The organism is Limosilactobacillus oris DSM 4864 (genome assembly GCF_001434465.1).
Taxonomy (GTDB): Bacteria; Bacillota; Bacilli; order Lactobacillales; family Lactobacillaceae; genus Limosilactobacillus; species Limosilactobacillus oris.
On sequence record NZ_AZGE01000019.1, the window covers coordinates 13,031 to 37,382 of the forward strand.

Below are 24,352 nucleotides of genomic sequence, written 5' to 3' on the forward strand. Positions count from 1 at the left end.
TCGCGTTTGGGTATCACTATTTGCTGTCGTCACTGAGCCGGCGCAGCCGTAACAGGTAGGCAAAGACCCCGCCGAGGGTGACCGTCATCAGCAGGAAGACAGAAATAAAGAGCTCTTGGTAGTTCCCGTGATCAATCACAAAACCGCCGTAAAGGGGCCCGATTGCCCGCCCAATCGACATCATGATGTTAAGCAGACCCTGGTAGTGCCCAGCCTCGTTCACCGTTGTCAACTGGGCGATCCAAGCCGGCAGCCCCGCGAAACTGGCCATTTCGCCAATCGTCAAGAGAACAAAGTCAAGCACGAAGGCCCATAGGTTCCGAGCAAAGATCAAGAGGAGAAAGGAACTGGCAAAAATCAGAATACCGACCATAATCTGGCTGGATAAACGAACATAGGGGCTAAGTTTGTTCACCAATGGCTGGCCGACGATAATCAGCACCCCGTTAAGAGTCCACAGGAGGCTGTACGCGTAAAAAGGAATTCCCATATTCGTCATGTGCACAGCCATTACGCTCTCCCAGAGTGAGTAGCTGAGGTGGATCGTTACGAAGTTTAGGAGGATCAGCCAGATTAACACGAGGGCTTGCTGGTGGCTCCTAGAGGCCAACTTCTCCCGGGACCGTGGTGTTTTCGGCGGTAACGGGACCCGGACTTTGAGGGCAAATACGACCACCAGGGCCAGCAGGAAGTAAAAGACGGTGGCAACCGTAAAGACCAGCACGACGCTGATCGGCAGGAGAACCCCCACCGCCAACGTGCCAATTACGACCCCGACATTGAAGGCCATGTAAATATAGTTAAAGACGTAGCGCGAACTGTGATCGCTGACCAGGGAGCCGTAAGAATTAACGATGGTCATGTTAATACCATCCCCCAGGCTGTTCAGCATCATCAGGACCGCGAACCACGGCCAGCCGTGCGCAAAGATCAGAGTAAAGATCGCCACCGTTGAGATCGTTACCCCTAAGACCGCCGTATGGTACTGGTCCCAGTGGTCAAACAACCACCCACCCAGGTAGTTGCCGACCATCATGCAGATCGACATCAAAAGCATTACTACCCCTGCCGTCGTCAGACTTTCGTGGAGGTAGTTGTGCATGTACATTGTTGTCAACGGCCACAAAAAAGCAGCCCCAGTGTTGTTAAGCAAACTTGCGAGGGCTACCCATTTTAACTTAACCTGCCTCTGCTTTGTCATTTTTGATCTCAGCTTGACCTCCTTAGCGTTCGTGAACCATTTCTGATGATGGTACCCGAATCAGGGTATACGTTGCGGCATCACGGTTGGCACGCAATCCCAGGCCGTTAATAACGGTATTCTGGTAGCGAACCGTCATTGTCGCAGCAAAAGCGTGCCCGCTTTCCTGGTCCATCTTCTTCAGTTTCGCCTTGTTCCACGGCAAGGTACTAGCATCCAGCGTCACTAACCGTTGTCCATCAGAGACCGAGCCGAAGCGGGAATTAGTCGTATAACGATTTCCCTTCGCCCAGTAAGTGTACGAAACGACCGGGTGCTGGCCATTCTTGCTGCGGGAAGCGAGCACGTAGTAGTAGTCATTTCCCTGGTTGTGCAACTGCAGGTTGGCATACTGCATTGAAATCCTCGTTTCCTGCCGGTCGTTAATGGCAACCTGGCGGAAGAAGGTCAGGTGCAGCATCGCCCCAAGCCAAGCGAGGGCGATTACCACCAGGACGACGTACCGCCAAAACAGCTTCGGTGCAAACGCCTTTTTCGTTTTTGCAATCAACATCAGTTGTTGGACGCGAATATAGTGAATTACCCAGCAGAAAAAGGCAACTGCCAGGATCCACGACAGCCATCCCAACCAATTCCAAGTCATATCTACAACTCTCCATTCTATTTGCCAAGGTTATACCTTGATTATCACATAAATACTGCTCCATGTCCCGCTTATTGCCGCCGATTTTCTTAAATAAATTGGTGTTTCTTTTTGGTAACTCTCTAAACTGTGCTAAACTTAAAAATGGTATTTAACCAGTTTGTCTCACCAGTGGACGAATTAGTGAAAACGAATTTTAATTGACGACCTGGTCAAATAAGGAGGAAAATGATTTCATGGATAATTTGAGTGAGTTAGCGCAAGAATTAATCAAATTTGAGCATGATAACGACTTAAACGATAATGAAGTTGCCTTCGGGAGCCATTTGTCAGTCGAACGAATTCATGACATTAAGTCATCAAATTCCGCAGCGACCTCTGAAGAAGCCGAATTGCTCCAACGGTTTATGCAAAGTAAATAAGCAGTAATAAAAAGGTGCGGGCCTACAATGACCCGCACCTTTTTATTACTGGCGGAAGGTAACTGGCAGGGTCGTCGACGGCACCTGGACGGTGGGCTGAGCGACCCGCTGCAATAGAGTCTTAATCAGGGCCGTCGCAAGCTCTGGAATTGGTTGGACAACCGTTGGCAATTGGGGAGCTACTTTCTGAACCAGCTGCGAACCGTCGTAACCGGTAATGAAGAAGTCCCTACCCATCCGGAGACCATGCGCACGGTAAACAGCGGCGATTTCGAGCGCTTGAATATCATTTGAGGCGACCACCCCATCATAAATTCCCGGGAAAGTAGTCGTAAAGTCAATGCTATCCAGTGCTAAGGGATCAAAACTCCGGTGCTCTTCTGTCAACCGGTCAACGGCCCCCTGAAGCCGGTTCAGCGTCGGTGACGCGGAGGTGTCCTCGTCCACGATCACCGCGATATGTCGGACAGCATGCTGGAGAAGGTAGTCAACCGCTAGTTTCCCGCCCCGGTAACTATCCGAAGCAACGATTGGAATATTATCCGCCAGGTAGCGGTCAAAGGAAACGATTGGCGCCGCAACCTGGTGGTATTCCTGAATATCAAGGTTGTGCGAACCGGAGATGATTCCGTCAACCTGGTTAGCCATCAGCATGCTCAAATACTCATGTTCAATTTCAGGATTTTCCGCTGAAGAAGCAATAATGGTCTTATAGCCCTGCTCAAACAGCTGCCGTTCCAACTCGTTTACCAGTTCAGCAAAGAAGGGGTTCGTTAGGTTAGGGAAAATCAAGCCAATGAACTTGGAAGGCTTGCCCTGCATTGCCCGGGCCAACGCGTTCGGCTGGTAATTCAGTTCCCGCATTGCCGCGTGGACCTTCTTGATGGTCTTGTCACTCAGCGAGCCATAATTGTTGATGACCCGTGAGACCGTTGTTACTGACACCCCAGCTAATTTAGCAACATCCTTTAACTTTGCTACCATTCTTCTACCTCACATCATATCAGATCTTAAAAGCTCTTATATTATATCCTAGTGTTCACCAAACAGAAATTGTTTCTCTCATTACGACCAAATTAACATATGTTTTTCTAAGCATTTAACAAAAACTGTCTGTCAGTTGATAAAGACGCATTAAACGGCCCTACTGGTTAAGATTATTAACGACTTCGTGGTTGTCAAAATATAAATATACTTATTTTACCTGCCGGATTCGATTGACGTTTTGCACCGAAAATGATAATTTTATAGATAGTGAAATCTTAATAACTTCTTAACTTTTTTATTTCAATTCTATAAAACGAGCAGGTGGTTCCAGCTTTTGGTTTGAACTATCGCGTTTTAAATGACAGGGGGAGCTAACGAACATGAAACAAGCAGAACTTAACAGTGCCACTCACTTTAAGATGTACAAGAGTGGCCGGAAGTGGGTTGTCGCCGGTTTAACCGCCGTTTCACTGCTGACCGCCACCGGAGCAATCGCTCACGCTGACGATAACGGTCAGGCAGCAACGCAGGCACCCGTGGCTAACGTCAACACCCAAAATACGACGACGGCCAACCAGACTAACAACAATCAACCAGCTAACAATAACCAAAGTGCTAATACCCAGCAAGCTAACGACCAAACGGCAACTACCAACACGCTGAATGTTCAGGCAGCTCCACAAGCGCAGGCGCTGACTGCTTCGGCTTACGCTGCACAAGCAAATACTGTTCAGCAGCCACAAAACCAAACAACGGACGTCAGCTCCCTCCACTTTAGCAATAATGCTCGTTGCCAACAATTCATCCAAAATGTTGCTCCAGGGGCTATTAATGGCTGGAACAAGTACCAAGTGCTTCCTTCAGTTACGGTTGCTCAAGCCATCCTCGAAAGTGGTTGGGGCCAAGCCGCTCCTGGCAACAACCTCTTCGGTATCAAGGGCTCTTACAACGGACAGTCCATCCGGCTTCAAACTCGTGAAGTCTACAACGGCCGGAGCGTTTATATTTACGACAACTTCCGCGCCTACCCTAGTCTGAGCGAATCTGTTGAAGACCACGGACGTTTCCTGGCGGTCAACAGCCGGTATAACAACTTGCTTGGCGACACTAACTACATTTCCGTAACCAACAAGCTGCACCTCGACGGTTACGCAACCGACCCTAATTACGCCTACTCTTTGCAGAACCTGATTCGGACTTACAATTTGACACAGCTCGATTCAGTGGCCTTCTCTGGCAAGGTCGTTGTCAACAAACAGCAGAATGACAACTCCTCGAGCAGTTTTAGCAACAACACTAACTACTACACTGTTCAAAGTGGGGACACCCTCTCCGGCATTGCTAACCAGTTCTCAACTACGGTTAACACCCTGGCGCACCTGAATGACATTCAAAACGTCAACCAGATTTACGTTGGGCAGCGGCTCCTGGTTCGGCAGGCAACCAGCCAACCGGCAACGCCAAGTCAACCCGCTGCTAACAACCAGCAAAGTAATAACAGTCAAAGTAGCTACACTGTCCAGAGCGGGGATACCCTCTCCGGCATCGCGGGTCAGTTTGGCATGAGCTATTCACAATTAGCCCAGATTAATAACATTACTAACCCTAACCGGATCTATGTCGGACAAGTCCTACAATTACGGACGGCGACTGTTAACCACCAGACAACGGCGCCAACTAACACTAATACTAATGCTAACTCCGCGACAGCATCATACACCGTCCAAAGCGGGGACACCCTCTCTGGCATCGCGAGCCAGTTTGGCATGAGCTACTCACAATTGGCCCAGATCAATAACATTGCCAACCCTAACCGGATCTACGTTGGGCAAGTCCTGCGGGTCGGCGGTACACAGGCCAGCTCAGTTAACACCGTTAGCCAACCGCAACGCAGCAACACTAGTGCTGCTGGATCCTACACCGTTCAAAGTGGTGATACCCTTTCCGGGATTGCCAGCCGGCTCGGGGTTTCCTATAAGCAATTAGCCCAAAGCAATGGCATTGCTAACCCTAACCGGATCTACGTTGGACAGGTTCTGCGGGTCAACGGTCAAGCCACTAGCTACCAAGCTCCAGCAGCTGCATCCCACGGTGCTTACACCGTTCAAAGCGGGGACTCCTTATCAGCGATCGCGGCGCAGCACGGTCTTGACTGGCGGGCACTCGCTCAACGGAATAATTTGCAGGCCCCATACACCATTTATGTCGGCCAACAGTTGAGCCTCTAATTAAAAAAGTTACTACCGAAAAAGCAAAGGGTTATTATTGACCCTTTGCTTTTTTCGGTTTAAATATTAAAATTATAGTAATAATAATTTTGATATTCCGTGGCAAGATACAAATGGGGGAAGTCCAATGGTCAGTCAAACTTCTGGGGAACTAACGAATATTGAAAAAGCCAGCCAGCTCTTTAAAATCCTAGGCAATCCAAAACGGTTGCGGCTAATTTACCTGTTGATCCAGCATTCAATGAGTGTCTCTGAAATCAGCGAACGACTTCACTGGGAGCAGTCTGGTGTTTCCCACCAGTTGCAGATCCTGCGTAAACTTCACCTGGTCCAGCAGCACCGGCACGGCAAGGTCATCATCTACCAGTTGGAAAATCCCCAACTAATGACCCTGGTTGCCGATGTCTTGAGCCACGCTGACGAAATCATGAATAAACCAGCCACAGAAAAGTAACTGAGCGGCAGGGAGGAAAACTAAATTTCTTCTCTGCCGCTCGACTATTTTAAAGATATTAATGCTCCGCCAATTGCGCCAGACCGGCTTTGCAACGAGCAATAAATGGCATGAAATGGCCCAGCAGCCACTCTGCCTTACCCCTTGGCTTTGGGCCGTCTTAAATTAGTTTCAGCTGGAAGTCATCCGTACTTTGGATGTCCCTGACCTTTACAGTTGCCCCATCCTGTAACTGACTTTGCTTCAACCAAAAGCTCGGGTGCTGGTGACTATAAAAACGAAACTGGTAATACGGTGCTGCTAGCTGCACTACTCCCTGGCTACCATCAGAACAGTGAATTGTTTGCGTCCGCTCATTGGCGTGAAGATAAACGGTCGTCACTGCTATCACCTCCATGCCACCATTATAGCACTTATTTTGGTATACCTAAAAATAAAGTGATACTAATTTAAATTATTAGTCAAATCAACTAATAACGTCAAACAACCGCGGCTAAGTAGTCATCCTACCAAGCTGCGGTTGTTTACTTCTTAAATTAATCGGCTGCCAGAGCGTCAATCGGGTTCAGCTTAGCTGCGTGCCGGGCCGGCAATAGGGCAGCGATGAATGAAATTACTACGGCAACCACGATTGCAAAAATTACGTTCCCCACCGTAATCTGGACGATGTTGTACTTAATCAGGCCGTAAAGGGCGTGGTTGAGAAGCAAAGCTACCACCGCGACAATTCCCAAGGCCAGGATAGCCGAGAATAAACCGATAAAGATTGACTCGGAGGTAAACAGCCGCCGAATGTCTTTCTTCCGTTCACCCAGCGCCCGCAGGATACCGATTTCCTTCGTCCGTTCTGAAACCGACATATACATCGTAACAATAATCATCAGTGCGGAAACCAGGAGCGAAATCCCGGCAATAGCTGCAAGGATGGTGGAAGCAAGGTGGACATAGGTATTAACGGTCTTGAGAACCGAACCAACAGTAATTGCGCTTAGGATCCGCTCATTTTGGCCGTTGCGGAGGTTATTAATCCGGTTGGCCGTGCTTTCGACAGTCGCAAGATCCTTTGCATTAGCCACCGCAAAGTTCGGCCGGGTATCAGCATTATGCTGACGTAATAACCGTTGGAGGGTTGCGTAATTAATGGTTGTCCCAGCACTAGCACCCTCACTCAGACCAGCGACCTTTAGTGTCCCATCGATTGCGACCGGCGCTCCCTGCTTGTTTACCCAGTTAAAGCTGATTTTAATCTGCTTGCCAACCAGCTGACGGTAACTTCGCGGCCCGGTCAGCTGGATTGCCTGCTGCTTGGTCAAAACGATTTCGTTATTTCCAGGACGGTGCCCATGCTTGATTGAGCTTGCCGTAACCGACTTATTCCAGGTCGTCATGTTGGCCCCACTTTGCTGCAATTTGCCATAGTTAAGCCGGTAGCCGCCAATCATGTTCCCCTTTTGAACGCTGGTAACCCCAGCTACCTTTGCCAGCCGGTCCAGGTCTGCATTACTGATGACCATCGACTGGGGATCCGCTGACATATTCTGCATTAGGGCAGATTGAATCTGGTCCTGCGTCAGCCGCTTCCCCGTTGGATTCTTGAAAACAGTAATGGAACGCGGGTTAGTCAGCGAGTTAATCTGGTTTTGAATATAACCGTTGACCCCGTTTCCCAATCCGCTGAACAGGAGGACGGCAAAAATTCCAATTGCCGTTCCTAACATAATCAGCGAGTTGCGCCAGAAGTTGTACATCAGGTGTTTAAACGCCATCCGGTAACTAGCCATGGCCGGGAGCTGTTTGGGTTTGATGGTCGTGGGGTCCGCTGGGAGCGGGTAAGCAGGCCGCAACCGCTGGTCCCCATCAATCTTCCCGTCGGCGAGGTGAACAATCCGGGTACCGTGGTCCGCCACTTCTTGGGAATGGGTCACCGCAATCACCAGTTTGCCATCCTTGGCAATGTCATCCAAAAGGGTCAAGACTTCCTGGGTATTTTCCGAGTCTAAGGCCCCGGTTGGTTCGTCGGCAATGATAATTTGGGGATCACTCGCCAACGCCCGGGCGATTGCAACTCGTTGCTTTTGCCCCCCTGAAAGGTGATTGGGGTGCTTGTGGACCTGTTCGCTCAGGCCCACCTGATCCAGCAGTTTCAGTGCCCGGGCCCGCCGTTCTTCCTTGCTCAAGGTCGTCATATCAAGGGCAACGAGCACGTTATCCAGGACGGTCAGGTGGGAAATCAGGTTATAGGACTGGTAGATGTACCCCACCATGGCCCGCCGGTAATCATCAAGCTGCTTTTCCTTTTCGTGATCCAGCAGCTGACCATTGACCAACACCTGGCCCTCAAAATTCCGGTCCAAGCCGCCAATGATGTTCATCAAGGTCGATTTTCCCCCACCGGATTCGCCCAGGATCGAAACGAACTCCCCCCGGGAAAACTGGAGGTCGATACCCTTGAGCACCGGAAAGGCCTGCTTATCCAGGTAGTACGATTTCCGAATGTCGTGTAATTCTAAAAACGCCATTTCATTCTCCTTTTAGTTTAATGGCTTAATTATAGCAAAGTCGCCACCAGCCAGGGAATAGCCGGCATAATTCCTTCAGAGAAAAACAATATTTCCCGGGAAATATCACTTCTCCTGAACCATTTTCCCGTCCATTAGCTGGTAAATATGGTCGGCGAATTCCCGCAGACGCAGGTCATGGGTCACAACCACAATCGCCTTGTCATGGTTGCGGGCCATCTGTTTTAAGAGGCTTCCAACTACCTTAACCCGGTTGCTGTCAAGCGCCGCCGTTGGTTCATCCGCCAAGACGATTTCCGGGTCGGGATACAGGGCCCGGGCAATTGCCACCCGCTGGTTCTGGCCACCAGACATTTCATCAGGAAAATGGTTTCTGAGGTCAGCAATTCCCAATTCCGTCAATAACCGCTGAAATTCCACGGTCGATAAATTACCCGTCTTTTTTACTTTGCGAACCAGGGCAAACTGGTCGGCCACATTCAGGTACGGAAGCAGGTTGTACGATTGTAGGACAAAGCCGATTTTGTTCAGCCGCAGTTGGTCCCGCTCCTTGGATGTTAGCTTGCCTAGGCGCTTCCCTTCGACCGTTACGGTACCACTGGTCGGCGTCTGGAGTCCTCCAGCAATCGTTAAAAAGGTACTTTTCCCGGAGCCCGAGGGGCCCAAAATCAGACTTAGCTCCCCCCGGTCCGCCTGGAAGTTAATATTATCCAAAACCTGGACCCGGCCAATTCCTTCACCAAAGGTCTTACTGATGTTTGTTAACTCAATTACTGCCATCGTATCCCTCCTAGCCATTCAGCGCCCGCACTGGGTCAATTTTAAGAATCATCCGGACCGGCAAGAGTGCCCCCAGGACGCCTAGAATAATCAGTACAACCACCATTAGCGCAATCAGCGGCCAATCCAGTACCAGAGCAACGGTCGTCGGCATTAACCAGGTGGTCAGCAGGGTCAATAACAGGCCGCCGCAGATTCCCGCCGCCATGAGGATCACTGCCTGGTGGATCGTCGTTGCAATCAGGTAGCGGGCAGGAATCCCTTGGGCACGCAGGACGGCATAATTAGGCATTTTCTGCATCGTCAAAATGTACAGGAAGACCGCAATGATAATCAACGAGATGACCATCAAGAAGCCAATCATAAACGCAAAGGTGTTATTCTGGGCCGCATAACCAGGCAATTTCTGGATAAATTCCTGACTCGTGTACCGGGCCAAATTAGTGAAGCGCTCGCCACCCTCCAGCCGGTTGCTAATAATTCCGCTTGCCACTACCTGCGAGTTAACACCCCGCAGCGTTTTCCAGGTCGCAAGTCGGCCATAAATCACCGGGGCCACGTTTAGTTGTGCGTCCTTGGCAAAACCGACGATCCGGTAACGGTCGGCAGTCGAATTCAGCCGAACCTGATCTCCTAACCGGTAGCCCTTTGCCCGCAGGCTCTGGTCAACTACCAACTCATCAGCATGACGAGCGTGCCGTCCACTGACCAGGGGAATGTTTTTCTTGGCAATCGCCTGGTCTGGTTTTAGGCCAATAAACTGAGCACTTTGCTTATCAACCCCGCCAGCTGCCTTGGTAATAACGACGGGAGCCTGACCGACCAGCGACTCATGCTCATTAAGCCGCTGACCGCCTAGCTGATCCTTGGTAATCAGTGACTGACTCAGATTGTCATTGGCATTTTTATTCAGGAAAACGGTCTGGGTATGCCAGGTAGTAATTGCCGCCTTATTTTCATTTGCAAGCCCGATCATCATGCCCATCAGGACAAACATCAGGTAGCTAATCATTACAATCATCGCAACGATCAGCCCGTAGCGGACCTTTTCATGTTTAATTTCGCGTAATGCTAAGAACATCTAATCACCTCCGTGCTAGTAACGCGGTCAATGCCGCGGCTAACCGCTGGACCGCCTGTGAACTATCCTGAGGCTGCCAGAGGGCCTCCTTAATCGTCTCATGTACTAATACCATTACTGCCCACTCCGTCGCGCTGGTAGGCCTTAACCGGGGCACCGCCTGGGTATGCAGCAGCGCTTCGTTGACGGCGTAGTGGCGTTGAATCAGCTCATAATACGGACTAGCAGTCACCTGCTCCAGAAATGCCGTCACCTGGGCAACATACTCCTCGGCCGTCAAAAGCCGGTGTGTCCGAATGCTGTCATCGTGGAGGTCATTCATCGCAAATTGGTACAGGTAGCGGTAAGCAGCAGTTAAGTCAGTAAAATACCTATAAAAGGCCCCCCGCGCAATCTGGGCATTTTTGACAATTCGCGCCACCTGGGCGTCGGCTAGGTCATGGTTACTAAATTCTTCTAAAAGGGCCTGGCGAACTAAGGCCTGCTTACTCTGAGGTAAATTTTCAAACGTTTGACTTGGCATAATTTTTCCTTTCCGTGACACCATGTCACTCGATTGATTATCAATTAGTATAGGCTCTAAGTGACACGGTGTCAACTTTGCTGCATAAAAAATCCCGGGGAATTTCCCGGGAAATAACTTGTAATCGCTTATGCTTCCTCACCGGCCAGCTTAACAACGGCCTTAGATACATTCTTAATCCGGCCGTTAACGAAGTCGTCAACTTCCTTAACGTCAAATTCGTGGGAAAGCAATGGCAGGACATCAACCTTGCCAGAAGCCATCAGTGCAATGGAGTCTTCGAAGCAGTAAGGGTTAATGAAAGCACCCTGGATCTTCAGTTGCTTCTGGAAGACTTCGTAACTGTTGATGGAGAACTTGTCATCAGGGTTACCGACACCGAACATGGAAACCTGACCACCCCGGGCAGCAGCTTCAACAGCCTGTTCCTGGGTCTCTGGCCGACCAACGGCTTCGATTACGATATCGTATTCGTTAGTTGGAATCTGTTCACCCTTAGCAGTATTAATGGTCTTGGCACCGAAGCGGTCGTGGTTGAGCTTCAGCTTTTCATCATTGCGACCGCTCAGCGTTACTTCGCTTACCCCGTAGGCTTGCAGAGTCTGAACAAATAATTGACCCATGAAGCCATCACCGATTACCAGTGCCTTCTGGTATGGGTGGATTTCCAACAGGTCAACACCGTGAACGGCACATGACAATGGTTCCGTAACGGCCGCAGCCTTCAGGGAAACACTGTCTGGAATGGCGTAAACAACCTTCGCAGGGGCAGTGAAGTAGTCTTCGAAGCCCCCATCGCGGGTCACACCTACGGCAGAAAGGTTTTCACACATTTCAGGACGGGAAGTCCGGCAGTACTTGCATTCACCACAGTAGATGTTTGGGTCAACCGTTACCCGGTCACCGACCTTAACGTTCTTAACTTCAGAACCAACCTTAGCAACGACCCCAGAGTTTTCGTGGCCCAAAACAATCGGTGGGACCGCGCTGGCAGAGCCTGGCAGACCTGCATACAGGGCGTGGTCAGTTCCACAAATTCCGGCGTAAGCGGTGTGAACCAGAACTTCATCCGGCTTAACTTCTGGCGTTTCCACGTCCTGGACTTCGAGCTGCTTAATTCCAGTTAAAACAAGTGCTTTCATAATCAATTCTCCTTAGATGTAATAACTAAATCTGCCCTATTATAGTGAAAATAATCACTACTTGTCAAACGTTTATCAAGTGGACCGTTTTACCTAACAAAGCGGCCATCCTTAAATTTTTTCTAAATTTATTTCCCCCGCCCTCCGGCATTCGTTGCAACCGTTTACTTTGGTTACCAGCCGCCAACTTCTTTTTCAGCAGACCCGTTTTTAAGGCCCAAAAAGCCGTTAAGACGGCGATTTTCCGTTGAAATGTAATATTTTTTATGCTACCCTAACAAAGTATTCGAATTAAGTTAATTTTGGTTACCAAATCAAGTTAACAAAACAAGGAGAAAGGTGGATTTGGCGTGGACAACACAAAAAATCAACGTAAAAAGCATCACTTGATTGAGTATGCTAACGGTAAGTCACTTGAAGAAATTAACGGGACCGTTGAAGTCCCTCACGGTAAGGGCTTCTGGCGAACGCTCTTCGCCTACTCTGGCCCTGGCGCCCTCGTTGCTGTTGGTTACATGGATCCTGGTAACTGGTCAACTTCCATTACCGGTGGTCAAAGTTTCCAATATACCCTGATGACTACTATCTTGATTTCAAGTTTGATTGCGATGTTGCTACAATACATGGCGGCTAAACTCGGAATCGTGAGCCAAATGGACCTTGCCCAGGCAACACGGGCACGGACCGGTAAAGCATTAGGGATCGTATTATGGATTATGACCGAGCTGGCCATTATGGCGACCGATATTGCGGAAGTTATCGGGGCGGCGATCGCGCTGAACCTGCTCTTCCACATTCCATTGATTCCGTCAGTGTTCATCACTGTTCTGGATGTCCTGGTACTGTTGCTACTGACCAAGATTGGTTTCCGGAAGATTGAGGCCATCGTTGCCTGCCTGATTCTGGTAATCCTGTTTGTCTTCGCCTACCAGGTAGCTTTATCTAACCCAAACTGGGGTGGCGTCTTCATGGGCTTGCTGCCGTCAGCAAAGGCCATCGCCCAGCACCCCGAAGTCGGTGGGATTACTCCTTTGACCGGGACCCTGGGGATTATCGGGGCTACGGTGATGCCGCACAACCTCTACCTCCACTCAGCAATTTCACAGACCCGGAAGATTGACCATGACGACCTTGATAGTATTCGGCAGACCGTCCGCTTTACGACTTGGGACTCCAACATCCAATTATCACTAGCATTTATCGTTAACTCATTACTGTTAATCATGGGGGTTGCAGTCTTCAAGACTGGGGCTGTCCAGGATAGTTCCTTCTTCGGTCTGTATGACGCCTTGAACAACACTTCAATGCTATCCAACCCGGTCCTGATTGCGGTTGCTAAGTCCGGTGTCCTCTCGACCCTGTTCGCGGTCGCCCTACTAGCATCTGGGCAAAACTCAACTATTACCGGGACCCTGACCGGGCAGGTAATCATGGAAGGGTTCGTCCACATGAAGATGCCGCTTTGGGCCCGGCGGCTGGTAACCCGGATTATCTCGGTTATCCCTGTTTTAGCCTGCGTTGCCATGACGTCCGGTGAAAACACCATCCAGCAACACACGGCCCTGAACCTGTTGATGGAAAACTCGCAGGTCTTCCTGGCCTTTGCCCTCCCATTCTCAATGCTGCCACTGCTGATGATGACTAACAGTGAGGTCGAAATGGGTGAATTTAAGAACCGGCTCTGGGTCAAGATCTGTGGTTGGATTTCCGTTATCGCCCTGACTTTCTTGAACCTCTACAACCTGCCATCCACTTACGAAGGCTTTGGTATTTGGTCCAAGGGACTCTCTGACGTGCTCGCCTACATTACGATTATTGCCATCCTGGTCCTGCTGCTTTGGACTTGTATCGAACTGTACCGCGGTGACAAGCGCTTTGCCGCGGAAGGACGGGGCTTTGGTCAAAAGGAAGCCGCAATGGAAGGCGCCAAGACGAAAGAGAACGACTAAATTTAACGCAAGAATGTCACAACTCGTTCACACAATTTTCAACTTTGGCGAGTATCTTATAGACAATCCCAAATTCATATAATCTCCCAAAGTAAATAATGATCTGAAACGGCCACCCGCACACAGCGGATGACCGTTTTAGTTTTACCGCTTGCCAGCAATGAACAATGTTATAATATAGACTTGAGTATTAACACACCACTAACAAGTAACACCGAAGTTCTTTTACAACTTCCTAAATGAGGTGAAGACATTGAATAACAACGAAGAACGACCAAGCCGGGTGCAGCTTTATGACTCCCGAACTAAGAAACGGGGAACCGGCAAATTAAAAAGCAGTAAGGGCCACCACCCGCAAAAGCCGGGCCGGGGCAAGAAAATTTTTAAAATCCTCCTGGCAATTTTGCTAACAATCCTGCTGGTAATGATTATTATTTTCATTGTCAAACAGCACAACCCAATCAAGACCAACACCAACAATGACCAATCCGTTTCGACCAGCTCGAAGCGGTCAAGCAGTCACCGTCACCGCCACTCGTCAAGCTCCAGCAGCGATGACGATGATACCGGCACGACTGGCACCAGTAATACCTACTCTTACTCGATTCCAACTGGGCAAACCGGCAACCAGCAAACGCCAACCAACCAGGGTCAAGGACAGGGACAACAGAATAATAATGCTGGTCAGCAGCAAGGCAGCCAACAACAGGGCAGCCAAAACTCTGGCAACCAAACTCCGCAAGCCCCTAGTGGCAACTCTACTGGTAGCACCCCTGCTGACACCGGTACTCAGCGCTAATAATTTAACTTTTTTGAAAAAGGACTTGCCAAAGTCAAAATGGGTGTTATAATTCTAGTCAATCAAAAGGAAATGCAAACAACCACTGCTTAACCAGGGAATTGCGACCTTGACTGGAAGCCGCATTGAGTCGACAGTTGCTTGTACCACCTTGTTAGATTACCGGCCGAAATAAGGCTGGTCGGGTCGTGTCCGTTAACACACCATAGAGAGAGCTGAATTTAGTTCTGAACATGGGTGGAACCACGCTAACTATTGTTAATTAACGTCCCAAGTGCACTACTGCTGTGCACTTGGGACGTTTTTAATTTATTTTACCAAAAGGAGAGATTTATATGGCACAGATTGCAGTTATGTCTGTTGATGGATCAGTCAAGAAGATTGATCGCGACTCAGAAGAAGGTTTACAAGCACTACGGAAGTTAGCTTCCCTGTTGCTGAAGGATTCCTTACACCAAGAATTTAAGGGAATCCGCTTGGGTGAAAGTGTTGCTGATGAAAATGGTTTCCACGTTGATTCCGACAAGGACGAGCAACAAGTCTCTGCTGACGAGTTATCAGCATTGCAAGACGCATTACTGGCTAAGGCCAAGAATGCCAAGGTTGAATTTGTCGAAGTTGACCTGGATGATGCCCTGGCAGAAGTCAAGGACGACCCTTACTCCAGCGAACTGATCAAGGAAGCTGCTAAGGACGGCAAGGTTGCAATGTACCAAGTTGGTGACGTCAAGGCCGTTGCTGACGACGACATCCTACTTTACGGTGACGCCATCAAGCACCTCAAGCTCTTATCCGTTGCCGGCGCCTACTGGAAGGGTATGTCATCCAACCCAATGCTCCAACGGATTTACGGGACCGTCTTTTTCAACAAGGAAGCCCTGGACGAAGATATGAAAAAGCGTCAGGAAGCCCGTGAACACGACCACCGGGTGATCGGTAACCAACTCGACCTCTTCTTCGTTGATCCAAAGGTCGGCGCCGGTTTACCATACTGGATGCCGAAGGGTGCAACTATTCGCCGGACGATTGAACGTTACATCATCGACCGGGAAGTTGCCGATGGTTATGAACACGTCTACACCCCAGTACTGATGAACCTGGACGCCTACAAGACCTCTGGTCACTGGGAACACTACCGGGACGACATGTTCCCGCCAATGGACATGGGTGACGGCGAAATGCTGGAAATCCGGCCAATGAACTGCCCAAGCCACATTCAAATTTACAAGCACCACATCCGTTCCTACCGTGACCTGCCAATGCGGATTGCCGAACTCGGGATGATGCACCGTTACGAAAAGTCTGGTGCCCTGTCAGGTCTGCAACGGGTTCGTGAAATGACCCTGAACGACGGCCACACTTTCGTTGCTGTTGACCAGATCCGGGACGAATTCGCTAAGATTCTGAACTTGATTATGGACGTCTACAAGGACTTCGACATCACCGATTACAGCTTCCGCCTGTCCCTGCGTGACCCGAAGAACAAGGAAAAGTACTACGGGAATGACGAAATGTGGGATGAATCTCAAAAGCTGCTGAAGGCCGCCATGGATGACCTGAACCTCGACTACTACGAAGCCGAAGGGGAAGCCGCCTTCTACGGTCCAAAGCTGGATATCCAAACTAAGACGGCCCTTGGAAACGACGAAACGATGTCCACTATCCAACTGGACTTCATGCAACCAGACCGCTTCGGCCTGTCCTATGTTGGTAAGGATGGTAAGGAACACATGCCTGTCATGATCCACCGTGGAATCGTTGGTACCATGGAACGGTTCGTTGCCTACCTGACTGAAATTTACAAGGGTGCTTTCCCAACCTGGTTAGCCCCAGAACAAGTCCACATCATCCCAGTTAGCGAAGAAAAGCACGGCGACTACGCTCAGAAGCTGGCTGACAAGATGAAGGCCGCCCAAATCCGGGTAGTGGTTGACGACCGGAACGAAAAGATGGGTTACAAGATTCGTGAAGCCCAGACCCAGAAGGTTCCATACACGCTGGTTGTCGGTGACGATGAAGTCAAGAACAACGCTGTTTCTGTTCGGAAGTACGGTGAGGATGCTCAAAACAGCATGAGCCAGGACGACTTCATGAACGAAATTCTTGCTGACATCGCCTCCTACTCACGGAAAAATTAGTGAAGAACTCTCCCAATAACGTTTAATAACTGCACTGTGCCTGCCCGGCTGACCCCACGGCTGGGCAGGGCCATATAAATACTCATTAACCTCCAAATTAATGATGTAAGGCACCCGTCAGATGTACTGTCTGGCGGGTGTCCTTTTTATTATCAATATTTTTTCTCATCTTTTTTTAATTTTTCTCTTGATTTTGCCATAATAGGGTGCTATCCTACAAACAATCAATTATTACAAAAGACGTTGATCGAGAACGAGGGCACGAACCGGTAGCAGAGAGCTGGTGGGTGGTGCGAACCAGCAGATGGACCGTGCGCTTCAATCACTCGGGAGTCGTATGTCGAACGAAGAATCAAGTAGAGCGTACTGGTAGCACCCATTATCGTGCCGGCTAATTGCCGTTTACGGACGGCAGTTGGTTAAGGCGGTTTAATAGCCGTAAAGAAAGGTGGTACCACGCTCAGAGCGTCCTTTTCAGTTCCTACTTATAGGAGCCGGGAAGGACGCTTTTTTATTTCTTCGTCAATCTTAAAGGTGGTGATGGTCATGGCAGACAGCGACATTAGCAACATTCAAATCCAACAACAATTAATCCATGCGCAAAAAAATAAATATTTATGTCGTAGTTAACGATTAGCCCGTTCCAGATCGGGCGAAAGGTAACGGCGGCAAACGTTCAAGGAGGAAATTACAATGACTGAACAACACGTTACCTTAAACCAACAACAAGAAGCATTCGCCCAGGCCCTCGCAAAGGCCTACCAAAGTAAGGAACCGCTCCAGATGGCTGACTGGCAGGGTGTCGTGACCGATGACGATACCGCCTACGCCGTCCAGGACCGCTTCGTCGCCCTCAAGAAACTCCCGACCGGCGGCTACAAGGTTTCCCTAACCTCCAAGCAGACCCAGGACATGTTTGATTCCGACAGTCCCCTCTACGGGCAGCAAGTCGACTCCCACTTTCTGCCTGCCCCAGCCCACTTATCACTAAAGGAACAGACAATGGACCCCCTGCTCGAAGTCGAGCTTGGCTTCCGGGCCACTGAAGACCTGCTGGCGACCGATAGTTTGGACGACCTCCTCCATAAGACCACCGTGTGTGGGACCGTCGAATTGCCGGACAGCCGCTTTGCCGACTGGTTCCCCGACCTCGACAAGTTCAGCGTGATGAGTGACTGCGCGGTCGGCGGATTCGTCGTTTATGGTGAAGAACGCCCAAGCGCTGAAGTCTTCCCAACCGTTGCGGACGCCGCCAACGTCAACGTGACCCTCTACCATGACGGCAAGGAAGAAGCCACCGGCAGCTCCAGTGAAGTGCTCGGCAACCCGTTCGAATCCCTCGCCTGGCTGGTCAAGAAACTCGCCGCCCAGGGAAAGGTTTTCCAGGCCGGCCAGCTAGTTTCCTCCGGGACCTTCCTCCTGCCGCCGCACCTGACCGCGGGCAAGTGGGAAGCCAAGTTTGACCACGGTTTCGGTAACGTCACGGTTAACGTCGTCGACTAATTAAGCACACATACGAAAGGGAGTTTTATTATGACAAGAAAAGTAGCAGTAGTTGGAATGGGCCACGTCGGCGCCACAGTCGCACATTACCTCGTCGCCGGTGGTTTTACAGATGATTTAGCACTCTATGACACAAATGAAGCCAAGGTGCAGGCCGACGCCCTCGACCTCCGGGACGCCATGGCAAACCTGCCCTTCCACACCAACCTGACGGTAAACGACGATTCTCAACTGGCAGACTGTGACGTGGTCGTCTCCGCCCTCGGGAAATCCAAGCTGGTCGACACCCCCGACCACGACCGCTTCGCCGAATTTAAATTCACCCGCACCCAAGTGCCGTTGGTCGCCAAAAAGCTGGTCGATAATGGTTTCCACGGCAAACTGGTCGATGTCACGAACCCCTGTGACGTCATCACCTCGATGTACCAAAAATTAACCGGTCTGCCAAAGGAGCACGTTATGGGAACTGGGACCCTGCTGGACTCTGCTCGGATGCGGGCCCGGGTCGGGGAAGCCCTCAAGGTCGACTCCCGCTCGGTCGACGGCTTTAACCTCGGTGAACACGGGAATTCCCAGTTCACTGCCTGGTCCACCGTCCGGGTTCTTGGCAAGCCCCTGTTAGAGCTGGTCAAGGAACGGGACTTAGACCTCGCCGACTTAGAAGAACGGGCCCGCCAAGGCGGCTACCTGGTTTACCAGGGAAAGAAGTACACCAACTACGGGGTGGCCACCGCCGCGGTCCGTTTAACCAACGCCCTCCTCAGTGACTCACGAACCGTTATGCCGGTTTCCAACTACCGGGCCGAATACGGCACCTACCTTTCCTACCCGGCAGTGGTCGGTCGCGACGGGGTCGTCGAGCAGTTGCAGCTCGACTTAACCGCGGAAGAGCAAGAAAAGCTCGCTACCTCCGCCAAATACATCAAGGAACGCTTGCAGGCGGAAGAAGAACGGGCGGCCCAGGCAGAATAACCGCTTGGCACTTTAGTGAAGTATGACCAACCATAAAACATAGATTAGAATAATTTTTAATTTATGGCTTGCAAAATTAAAACTCTAATGATATTCTAATAAACATCAAGTACACGAAAGGAGAAAGATCAATGTTAATGTTAGTATTTGCTAATCAATTGCAACAATCTTCCTCCTCAGCCTCTAACTCTATTCGAGGCTGAGTGGTTTTAGTGTACCTAAAATAGAACGGTTTAATAAATTACCGGGTTCACTTAATCATTTGGCAATTTCCAGATGGTTACGGGTGGACCCGGTTTTATTATGCCGATTTTGAATTGGAGGAATGGTGATGAATAATCAACCAACAGAAGAACTAAAACGGTCGTTAGGTTTTTGGTCGGCAATTTCGATTGTCGTGGGGACAATTATTGGTTCAGGAATCTTCTTCAAGCAGGGTTCTGTCCTTGATAGTGCCGGTTCGTCAACTCTCGCCATTGCTGCCTGGGTATTCGGGGGAATTATTACCCTAACTGGTGGGTTGACCATCGCCGAAATTGGGGCGCAAATGCCATACACCGGTGGTCTTTACGTCTATATTGAAAATCTCTACGGCCGGATTCTCGGTTTTCTTGCCGGCTGGATGCAGATAATCATCTACGGCCCCGCAATCATCGCTTCGGTTGCCGGGTTTATGAGTATCTTAATGGCTAACTTCTTTGGTCTTGGCACCGCGTGGCGGATTCCACTGGCCGTCATCACCGTTCTGGCAATCGGTGTGATGAACCTTTTTGAAAACAAGGTTGGGGCGATCTTTGCCATCATTACAACGACGGGGAAAATGATCCCAATCGCAGCAATCATTATCTTTGGTCTCCTCTTCGGTAACCAGCACGCCTTCGGTCAAACCGTTACCGAAGTTCAACACGCTACTGGGGGCTTCGGTGTCGCCGTTTTAGCTACCCTCTTCGGTTACGACGGTTGGATCCTAATCGCTAACCTTGGTGGTGAAATGAAGAACCCGCAAAGGCTGTTACCAAGGGCAATCATCTTGGGAATTACCGCTGTCTTAGTAATCTACACGTTAATTACTATCGGAATCCTCAAGTTCCTGCCGGCGAACTTAATCCACCATCTGGGCGAAAATGCCACTGCCTACCTGGCAACTAAAGCCTTTGGCGCGATTGGTGGCAAACTTCTCTCGGCCGGAATTATCATCTCGATGATGGGAACCTTGAACGGGAAAATGATTACCTTCCCGCGGATCGTTTACGCAATGGCGCGCCGGGGCGACCTGCCATTCTCGCGTTTTCTATCGTTTGTTACGCCCAAGGGGAAGTCGCCCGTCATTGCCACATTGTTCATTGTGGCCCTTGCAACGGTGATGATGTTCTTCTTCGATCCCGACCACCTCTCGGATCTCTGTGTCTTCACTGTTTACTGCTTCTACCTGTTAGCATTTTTTGGGATCTTTATTCTAAGAAAGAAAAATAAGGGGAACCGTCCCTTTAGCACCCCTCTTTACCCGCTTGTCCCAATCATTGCGATTGCCGGTGGAATCTTCGTCCTGGTCAGCGAACTGTTCAACGATCCGGCCGGTGTCCTGCTCTTCATCGGAATCGTCATCGTTGGCCTCCCTATCTTCTACGCTGTTAAACGAATGGACGCCAAGCGAATGTAAGAAAGTGCCTTTGCTAAACGCCGAAAGACGAACACCGCAAATTAGCTGCCTGCCAGCCGATTTGCGGTGTTTTTTGACCCATTTTCCGTAAATTCCGAACATTCAACGACGATTTTTAAAATAACGATTGATTTTTAACTATTTTCTTTGTATTATCAAAGCAAAGTTAAACAATATTTGCAATTTCATTTATATCGTTCGTATTTAGGAGGTTAACATGCACTGGTTTGCAGACATTATGGCGGCGCTCGGCGTTGTCCTCAACGGGATTCCCCAGGGGATCATGGCGATGGGCCTTGGCTTTGCCGTTTTTCCCACCACGTTTTCGTTTCTCTTAGTCTCCGGGATTAACCTTGCTTTTAGTTCCGTCGCCCCGGTTTCGTTTCAGGCCGAGTCGCTTGCGTTGACCGGCAATCTGGGGAAGAACACCCGCGAGTATACCTCGATCATTTTTGGTGGCTCGATCATCATGCTAATTATCGGGCTCACCGGGACGCTGACCAGGATCGTGCAGGTGTTTGGCAACCATATCATCACCGGCATGATGGCCGGCGTCGGCATTATGCTGGCTAAAATTGCCCTCAACATGAGCAAGGGCCACGGCTGGACTGGCTGGGTTTCCATTGCGGCAGCCGTCATTACCTACTTGATTTCCAAGGACCTGGTCTGGACAATCTGCCTGTCCGTCATTCTATCAAGTCTCTTTGCGGTCTTCGTTGAGCACTACCAAAACGAGTTGCCCCAGAACGTCACCGTCCGCCGGTTCATTTTCACCAAGCCGCTCTTCAACCTACGAATTCTGCGGGGAGCACTGGGCCTGGCCTGCTTAAATATTGGGGCCAACCTCTCATACGGGTTGATTACCGGACAAATGACCGGGATTAAGCCCAACCCCGTCAACCTGAACCTCTTGACCTCCTCCCAAGCCCTAGCCGACATGGGAACCAGCCTGCTCGGCGGTGCCCCGGTCGAAACAATCATCTCCGCGACGGCGAGTGCCCCAGAACCAGTGATTGCCGGAGTCCTAATGATGCTGATCATGGCCGTGATCCTGTTCGTCGGCTGGCTGCCCAAGATTGGGAAGTACGTCCCCAGCAGCTCCATCGCCGGCTTCTTGCTGGTCCTCGGTCTCTTCGTGACTTTCCCGGAAAATGCCGCCACTGCCCTGGCCGGCAAGGAACAGCTGACTGCCGCAACCACACTGGTGATTACCGCCCTCGTCGATCCCTTTACCGGTTTACTGGCCGGTGGGGCAATGAAGTTTGTCCTGCCACTGCTTGGTCTTTAATTTAAGGAGGCTCACCATGACTAACTATTACCAACTAAAGCTCGGTCCCCTGACGCGCAAACTGCCGATTATTCCCATCAGTGCCGACACGGCCATCGCTTCGTTTGTCCTCCTCGGAGATGATGAATTGTCCCGCACCGCCGCCGACATGCTTAGACCCCAGCTGCCAGCACAGTTTGACTATATCGTGACGGTGGAAAGCAAGGGCATCCCCTTCGCCCACGACCTCAGCCTCGCCACACGGCACCCCCGTTCCTTCGTTATCCGCAAATCAATCAAGGGCTACATGCGTAAACCGCTGGAGCAGGACGTCAATTCAATTACGACTAAGCAGAAACAGGAATTGGTCCTCGACGGTCAGGACGCCCAGCAGCTTCAGGGAAAGAAGGTCCTGCTCGTCGATGACGTGATCAGCACCGGCAGCTCCATTCACTCGGCCGCCACCCTGCTAGAAAAGGCCGGCAGCCACGTTGTCGGCAAGGTCGCCATCCTCGCTGAGGGAGACGCCGCCAAGCGCGACGACATCATTTTCCTTGCTAAGCTACCGCTGTTCAAGCCCGACGGTACTATCAAGGCCTAAGTATTTCCAAGCAGAATTGTGAATGGGAAATAACCTTCTCGACAGGGCGTATGGCTAACCTAGAACGATAGTTGGCACGGCACGGGCCGGCTAGCGTTCGTAGTTAGATACTTATTTCGCACGTTATCTTTATAATAGTTAAGAACTAGCACGAGGCTGGTGAGAAAACCATCGTTTTCTCACCAGCCTCGTGATTATTTCCATCCTACTTGCGCTGGCCCATTAAAGACATAATAACCAGCACTGCACTATTAACCAGAAAGAGGGTCATCAATGGGTAGAAAAGCCAATTGCTGCTGATTTTGTCGTCAAGCCAAATTCCACCCCAGATCAGGATAAAGTTTAATCCTGAACAGGCCCGAACAATTACTTGGGCATTTAATCTCACTAAATATTCCTCCAAATACCATAAGATTTCAGCTGTCCTGCCGCTTGAATCACAAAAGCGCGTGCTCACTTACTAGATTGTGGCAAGGCCAGAAAAACAACCAGCCCGACGGCAAACAGCACTGCTAATGACGTTATCCCGATCGTCGACTTCCCCGTTAGCTGGGTGACCAGGCCGACAACGAGCGGCCCCAGGATTGCCGAAAACTTACCCAAAATATTGTAAAAGCCGAAAATTCGCTGCTTGCTTCCTTCGGGATAAGCTGACCAAAGTAGGACCGGCTCAAAGCCTGCAACCCGCCTTGACTGGTACCGATTAAGATTGCCAGGAACCAGAAATCAAACAAGCTATCGAGCTTCAAGGCATATAAACAAATAAACAAGTAAACGCAAATCCCAGTCAGGACGGCAGCCCGACTGGACGTCCGCCGGGCCAGCCAGCCGTAACAGGAGGGAAAACGGAAAGGCAATTAGCTGGACTACCAATAAGACAATCATCAGCGTGGTAGTGTCAACTCCCATGTCCTTCCCAATCGCGGTTGCCATTGTGAAAATGGTATCGACCCCGTCAATGTAAAAGAAGTAGGCGACCAAAAACCAGGTAACCCGGCGGTACTGTTTGATGTGCCGGAAAGTCATTACCAGCCGCCGCAGACTATCGGTCAGGGGGTTGCGTACCGCCGTTACGCTATAACGCTGGTGCCCGTGACGAAGCAGAGGCCAGGCGAAAATAATCCACCAGACCGCGGCAACGATAAAGCTAAACTGGGCCACGCCATAGCTGGACAGCAAACCGCCAAAGCCGTTGCTCAACTGGGCCGCGAGGAAAATAACAAAGGCCGCGACTCCACCGAGGTAGCCCATCCCGTAACCGGTCGCGGATACCAGGTCCATCTGCCGGTCGTCCGCCACGTCGGTCAGAAAACTATCATAAAAGAGGTTCCCACCGGAATAGCCGATGACGCTCAACACGTATATTCCTAACAGGGCCTGCCACTGCTGCGGTGGCACGACGGCAAGGGCGAAGGTTAAGAGAATCCCGGTCCATGTAAACAGGTTCAGCCAGCAGTGAAGTGCAACAAAAAAGTTAGACAAA

General features: G+C 50.3%; 21 protein-coding genes and 1 pseudogene. 11 read left to right on the plus strand and 11 right to left on the minus strand.

Annotation, left to right across the window (positions count from 1 at the left end):
• Positions 1-16: 16 nt before the first annotated feature.
• Together FC49_RS06960 and FC49_RS06965 are read right to left on the minus strand one after the other, a co-directional pair.
• A complete protein-coding gene (locus tag FC49_RS06960; protein WP_003714257.1) occupies positions 17-1,201 on the minus strand; it encodes an MDR family MFS transporter in 1,185 nt (394 codons plus the stop codon).
• 22 nt (positions 1,202-1,223) lie between these two features.
• Positions 1,224-1,844 (minus strand): LVIS_2131 family protein, encoded by a 621-nt coding sequence (locus FC49_RS06965; protein WP_003715546.1) that lies wholly within the window; start codon positions 1,842-1,844, stop codon positions 1,224-1,226.
• A 236-nt stretch (positions 1,845-2,080) separates the two neighbouring features.
• Between FC49_RS06965 and FC49_RS06970 the strand changes: the two genes are divergently transcribed.
• Positions 2,081-2,266 carry an LBP_cg2779 family protein gene (locus FC49_RS06970; protein ID WP_003714304.1) on the plus strand — a complete coding sequence of 62 codons (186 nt, stop codon included), beginning with the start codon at positions 2,081-2,083 and terminating at the stop codon, positions 2,264-2,266.
• Positions 2,267-2,311: 45 nt separating this feature from the next.
• Here the strand turns inward: FC49_RS06970 and FC49_RS06975 are convergent, their stop codons facing one another.
• Entirely contained in the window at positions 2,312-3,250 is a 939-nt protein-coding gene (locus FC49_RS06975; protein ID WP_003714322.1) for a LacI family DNA-binding transcriptional regulator, read from the minus strand.
• A gap of 383 nt (positions 3,251-3,633) precedes the next feature.
• Here FC49_RS06975 and FC49_RS06980 point away from each other — a divergent pair, with 383 nt between their 5' ends.
• Together FC49_RS06980 and FC49_RS06985 are read left to right on the plus strand one after the other, a co-directional pair.
• Positions 3,634-5,481 (plus strand): LysM peptidoglycan-binding domain-containing protein, encoded by a 1,848-nt coding sequence (locus FC49_RS06980; RefSeq protein ID WP_056984641.1) that lies wholly within the window; start codon positions 3,634-3,636, stop codon positions 5,479-5,481.
• 127 nt (positions 5,482-5,608) lie between these two features.
• On the plus strand, positions 5,609-5,935 hold the full coding sequence (locus tag FC49_RS06985; protein ID WP_003714289.1) for an ArsR/SmtB family transcription factor: 327 nt from the start codon (positions 5,609-5,611) through the stop codon (positions 5,933-5,935).
• 160 nt (positions 5,936-6,095) lie between these two features.
• Here FC49_RS06985 and FC49_RS06990 read toward each other — a convergent pair whose 3' ends face one another.
• The 6 genes from FC49_RS06990 to FC49_RS07015 form a co-directional block, all read right to left on the minus strand.
• The gene (locus tag FC49_RS06990) at positions 6,096-6,317 is read right to left on the minus strand and encodes a hypothetical protein (protein ID WP_003714223.1); all 222 of its coding nucleotides are present in this window, start codon (positions 6,315-6,317) and stop codon (positions 6,096-6,098) included.
• Between the two features lie 154 nt (positions 6,318-6,471).
• Entirely contained in the window at positions 6,472-8,454 is a 1,983-nt protein-coding gene (locus FC49_RS06995; RefSeq protein ID WP_003714328.1) for an ABC transporter ATP-binding protein/permease, read from the minus strand.
• Positions 8,455-8,559: 105 nt separating this feature from the next.
• The gene (locus tag FC49_RS07000; RefSeq protein ID WP_003714240.1) at positions 8,560-9,234 is read right to left on the minus strand and encodes an ABC transporter ATP-binding protein; all 675 of its coding nucleotides are present in this window, start codon (positions 9,232-9,234) and stop codon (positions 8,560-8,562) included.
• A 10-nt stretch (positions 9,235-9,244) separates the two neighbouring features.
• Positions 9,245-10,315: an ABC transporter permease gene (locus FC49_RS07005; RefSeq protein WP_003714265.1), complete on the minus strand. Its 1,071-nt coding sequence runs from the start codon at positions 10,313-10,315 to the stop codon at positions 9,245-9,247.
• Between the two features lie 4 nt (positions 10,316-10,319).
• The gene (locus FC49_RS07010; RefSeq protein ID WP_003714262.1) at positions 10,320-10,838 is read right to left on the minus strand and encodes a TetR/AcrR family transcriptional regulator; all 519 of its coding nucleotides are present in this window, start codon (positions 10,836-10,838) and stop codon (positions 10,320-10,322) included.
• Between the two features lie 128 nt (positions 10,839-10,966).
• A complete protein-coding gene (locus tag FC49_RS07015) occupies positions 10,967-11,980 on the minus strand; it encodes a zinc-dependent alcohol dehydrogenase family protein (protein WP_003714273.1) in 1,014 nt (337 codons plus the stop codon).
• 350 nt (positions 11,981-12,330) lie between these two features.
• On the opposite strand from FC49_RS07015, the gene FC49_RS07020 reads away from it, so the two are divergent.
• The 8 genes from FC49_RS07020 (at position 12,331) to FC49_RS07055 (ending at position 22,869) form a co-directional block, all read left to right on the plus strand.
• Positions 12,331-13,929, plus strand: a complete 1,599-nt coding sequence (locus FC49_RS07020; protein ID WP_003714313.1) for an Nramp family divalent metal transporter — start codon at positions 12,331-12,333, stop codon at positions 13,927-13,929.
• A 244-nt stretch (positions 13,930-14,173) separates the two neighbouring features.
• Entirely contained in the window at positions 14,174-14,728 is a 555-nt protein-coding gene (locus tag FC49_RS07025) for a hypothetical protein (protein ID WP_225349552.1), read from the plus strand.
• Between the two features lie 335 nt (positions 14,729-15,063).
• A complete protein-coding gene (thrS, locus tag FC49_RS07030) occupies positions 15,064-16,866 on the plus strand; it encodes a threonine--tRNA ligase (protein WP_003714221.1) in 1,803 nt (600 codons plus the stop codon).
• Between the two features lie 693 nt (positions 16,867-17,559).
• The gene (locus tag FC49_RS07035; RefSeq protein WP_056984642.1) at positions 17,560-18,369 is read left to right on the plus strand and encodes a 2-keto-4-pentenoate hydratase; all 810 of its coding nucleotides are present in this window, start codon (positions 17,560-17,562) and stop codon (positions 18,367-18,369) included.
• 30 nt (positions 18,370-18,399) lie between these two features.
• Positions 18,400-19,341, plus strand: a complete 942-nt coding sequence (locus FC49_RS07040) for an L-lactate dehydrogenase (protein WP_003714323.1) — start codon at positions 18,400-18,402, stop codon at positions 19,339-19,341.
• A gap of 331 nt (positions 19,342-19,672) precedes the next feature.
• Entirely contained in the window at positions 19,673-21,001 is a 1,329-nt protein-coding gene (locus tag FC49_RS07045) for an APC family permease (protein ID WP_056984643.1), read from the plus strand.
• 217 nt (positions 21,002-21,218) lie between these two features.
• Complete coding sequence (locus FC49_RS07050) at positions 21,219-22,289, plus strand: hypothetical protein (RefSeq protein WP_056984644.1); 1,071 nt, start codon at positions 21,219-21,221, stop codon at positions 22,287-22,289.
• 16 nt (positions 22,290-22,305) lie between these two features.
• Complete coding sequence (locus FC49_RS07055) at positions 22,306-22,869, plus strand: phosphoribosyltransferase family protein (protein WP_056984645.1); 564 nt, start codon at positions 22,306-22,308, stop codon at positions 22,867-22,869.
• A gap of 205 nt (positions 22,870-23,074) precedes the next feature.
• Here FC49_RS07055 and FC49_RS07060 read toward each other — a convergent pair whose 3' ends face one another.
• Together FC49_RS07060 and FC49_RS10185 are read right to left on the minus strand one after the other, a co-directional pair.
• Positions 23,075-23,257, minus strand: coding sequence for a hypothetical protein (locus tag FC49_RS07060; protein WP_056984646.1), 183 nt, complete (start codon positions 23,255-23,257; stop codon positions 23,075-23,077).
• 65 nt (positions 23,258-23,322) lie between these two features.
• Positions 23,323-24,352: pseudogene (locus FC49_RS10185) on the minus strand (MFS transporter); the annotation flags it as partial.